Annotated in this window: 2 protein-coding genes and 1 pseudogene (1 of these 3 only partly in view); 2 read left to right on the top strand and 1 reads right to left on the bottom strand. The window is 33.6% G+C overall.

Annotation, left to right across the window (positions count from 1 at the left end):
* A pseudogene (locus A2255_01010) lies at nucleotides 1-472 on the top strand (hypothetical protein) (it extends 287 nt beyond the left edge of the window).
* Between the two features lie 853 nt (nucleotides 473-1,325).
* Nucleotides 1,326-2,879, top strand: a complete 1,554-nt coding sequence (locus A2255_01005) for a hypothetical protein (protein OGI22032.1) — start codon at nucleotides 1,326-1,328, stop codon at nucleotides 2,877-2,879.
* 131 nt (nucleotides 2,880-3,010) lie between these two features.
* Here A2255_01005 and A2255_01000 read toward each other — a convergent pair whose 3' ends face one another.
* Nucleotides 3,011-3,964, bottom strand: coding sequence for an anhydro-N-acetylmuramic acid kinase (locus A2255_01000; GenBank protein OGI22029.1), 954 nt, complete (start codon nucleotides 3,962-3,964; stop codon nucleotides 3,011-3,013).
* Nucleotides 3,965-4,001: the final 37 nt, after the last annotated feature.

Genomic DNA, 4,001 nt, shown 5'->3' with positions numbered 1-4,001 from the left:
TTTATCAATTTTTGAGAACAATTCATTTGATTTCATTTTTTTTTCATTTAACGGAATTGACAGTATTAACCATGAAGGAAGGACAAAAGCTCTAAATGAAATATATAGAGTACTAAAGCCTGATGGTTTATTTGTATTTTCTGCACATAATCTACATTACAAGAATATTCCATATATTCCTAGAATATTTACATCATTAAATCCTGTTGTGATAGCTAAAAATGTTATCAAAAGAGTAATTTATATAAAAAATAGTAAAAAAGAAGTCCATACTCAAGAATATTCAATTATTAACTGTCCGTCAAATGCCTATTTAGGCTATACGTACTACATTAATAAGGGAAATCAGGTTAAACAACTTGAAAAAAATGGATTCAAGGTTCTTGATATAGTAGATCGTAACGGTAAATTTGTAGATTCCAAGAAATACGACAGTGATAATTTATGGTTTTATTACGTTTGTCAAAAATAATGATCCATCTCGAAATTAATATAATAAGGACGCAATAAAAAATACTTACGCATTTTTTATTGCTCGATTATTTGCTGGTTATAAGAAGTGCCAAAGGCACATATATAAGGTTGAAATAGTTAAGGACTTTAATAGTGTGACTGAGTCACCTACAAAAATACTTATGGATTTTTCATCAAAATCCATAAGTATTTTTTACGCTGTCCTTAAAACTAAAATCATCCACTTATTCCCATTTTAGTAACATATATTATATGTTTTTACATAACATTTCTTATCAGACTCTTTCGATAAGAAATAAATTATCGGTATTTATAAAATCATCCAAACTGTCATTACGAGGTGGCTATGCCACAGTCACATTGGCACCTTTCTTTAATAAGGAGGTAACAAAAAATACTTACGCATAAAGTGATATTGTCATTGCGAGGAGGGCTGAAAGCCCGACGTGGCAATCCAAATTATAGCATTATTTAATGGATTGCTTCGCTTCGCTCGCAATGACAGATTTGCGTTTTAAAATACGCAATAATTTTTTGTTTGTTCCTTACACAGAATCATTGATGATGGGTTTGTGGCACCGTGGCAATCTTTCCGATGTTCACTAGATAGATTACCACTCCTGCGTTGCAGGCTCGCAATGACATACTTTTTGTTTTTATTAATATACCTAATACCATTAAGACAGACTTTAATTTTCATTTACCTTATTATTAGCGCATTTTAACATTTTCTAGGCAAGCACCATAAATTATTTATTTTAAGAATTATCTGATTATGAGAATGACTTATCTTACATTTTGATTTAGTATAACCAAGTAATCATAAATACTAATTTGAGGGTAAAAATATGATAAAAGTTTTAACAGGCACTCAAATGAGAAACATAGACAAGAAAGCAATTGAAGAACTAAATATTCCCAGTCTAATATTAATGGAAAATGCTGGTAGAGCTGTATTTGAGCAAGTAATAGAAATCCTTAACGAAATAAAAGATGAGCACATAAGCGTCCTTGTTATATGCGGAAAAGGTAATAATGGTGGTGATGGTTTCGCAGCAGCAAGACATTTAATCCTGGAAGAAATTCCAGTATATGTATTATCTCTATATCATGAAGAAGAATTATCGGGAGACGCACTTGCTAACCATAGTGCATTAAAGAATTTTACAGATATTTTCTATTATGATGAAATTGACGCAGAAACATTTCAGGATATGCTCTCAATTTCGACAGTCATAATTGATGCAATATTTGGTACCGGATTAAATACAGAAATTACAGGCCATTTATATCAGGTAATTAACACAATAAATGAATTTGCCGAAGGATATGTCGTGTCTGTTGATATACCTTCAGGAATCGATTCAAATACAGGAAAAATTTTAGGGAATGCAGTTGTTGCAGATTATACTGTAAGTCTATTTACACCAAAACTTGGGACAATATTATATCCTGGAGCTGAACATTCAGGAGAAATCATAATAAACGATATAGGAATACCTCCTACATTATTGCAAGAACCTGATTATAATATTAATTTAATTACCGGTCACTACGTTTGTGCCAATCTTCCATTGAGACCAAATGAAAGCCATAAGGGCATGTTTGGTAGTGTATTTAATATAGCAGGCAGCTTTGGTATGACAGGAGCTGCTTTCTTAAGTGCTTATTCTTCATTAAAAGTAGGTGCCGGATACTCAATACTTGCTACTCCAGAAAGCCTTGTGCCAATATTCTCAGCTATGGCACCAGAATTAGTTTATGCACCATTAAAAGAAACTGCTAACAAAGCTATCTCAAAAGAATCAGTTAATACAGCCTTAGATATGAGTGAAAAAAGCAATATTTTCCTCATAGGCCCAGGAATTGGAACAGATCCTTCCACTGTTGAATTTATATCAGAATTCACACAAAAAATCACAGATAGAGGCTTAAGTGCAATATTCGATGCAGATGCTCTTAATTGTTTGGCTCAAATGGAGAATTTTGCTTTACCAATCAATTCTATAATCACACCTCATCCAAAAGAACTCTCATGCCTATTAAAAGTGTCTATCAATGATATTTTGGATAATAGAATTAATTATGCAAGAGAAGCAGCTTGTAGGTTCAATACAATAGTAGTCTTAAAAGGCGCAAGAACAATCATTGCAGAACCGGATGGAACAATCCATATTAATCCTACAGGCAGCTCAGCGCTTGCTACAGCTGGAACAGGGGATGTATTAGGCGGCATGATAGCAGGTTTTGCGGCACAGGGTCTTGAACTAAGAGATGCAGCTATTCTTGGGGTATATTTACATGGAGCAACAGGTGATATAGCTACTAAAAATCTAACTGAATATTGTGTAACAGCGTCAAGTTTGCTAGATTACATACCTGACGCAATAAAAATTGTCTATTAAGAACACTTACAGGATGTCATGCTCAGCATTTATCAAATATTCGCTTTGCTTATAAACAAGTTAGATCCCGGGTCAAGCCCGGGATGACTTTTCTACTATAATTTTATGTAAAAACTTTTTCTTTCTATAAGCTAAATACCTGTGTTACCAGGAATTATTTTTCCCAAAACACGTTTATGTTTTGCACCTGTACAAGCCGGAACATTATTTGGAATACCATAATAAGTGGTATAGGCTAATAATGCAAAAGCTATAGCTTCCTTGAATTTGCTGGATATTCCAAAATCTTCGTGGGTTAATATTTTTATATTATCGCCAAAGTATTCTTTCATTAATTTAACTAAATATGGATTATAAGCTCCTCCACCTCCAAGAACAATTTCATCTATTCTTGTTTTAGGGAAAATAAAATCCACATAAGCTTTATATATTGATTTTGCAGTTAATGCCGTAACTGTAACAATTGCATCATATGGATTTTCAGGAGCAGAAGCAAGAATTTTCTTGGCATAATCTTTACTAAATAATTCTCTTCCTGTAGTTTTAGGAGGTTCTAAGTTAAAATAACTTTCCTGCATCAAAGACTCAAGCCAGTTTTCATCAATATTTCCCTGTGATGCAAACAAAGCGTCCTTGTCATAATCAGCACAAAAAATTAACTTTGCACAATAATCAATTAGTACATTTCCAGGGCCTGTATCAAAGGCAAAAGTTTCTATTTCAGGACTTATAACTGTCACATTTGCCATTCCGCCAATATTCTGAATAGCTCTTGCAATTTTATCTGATTTAAACAAAATCTCATCAGCAAAAGGGACGAGAGGAGCGCCCTGTCCACCTGCTGCAATATCTCTTGGGCGAAAATCCGCAATGGTTGTTATGCCCGTTCTTTCAGCGATTATTGAGGGTTCGCCAATTTGAAGAGTACTTTTCATACTAAATAAATTGGTTTGCCACTCCTGCGGTATATGATAAACAGTCTGCCCGTGTGAACCTATAAGATCCACCTCTTCCGGCTTTATTCCAATAATCTGTAAAACTTCAAGAGCAGCTTGTGCAAAATACTCTCCAATAATAAAATTCATCCAGCACAATTCTTGTATTGTACCTTCTTTACTAAAT

Source organism: Candidatus Melainabacteria bacterium RIFOXYA2_FULL_32_9 (genome assembly GCA_001784615.1).
Lineage (GTDB): Bacteria > Cyanobacteriota > Vampirovibrionia > Gastranaerophilales > UBA9579 > UBA9579.
This window is presented reverse-complemented; position numbering and strand designations above follow the sequence as displayed.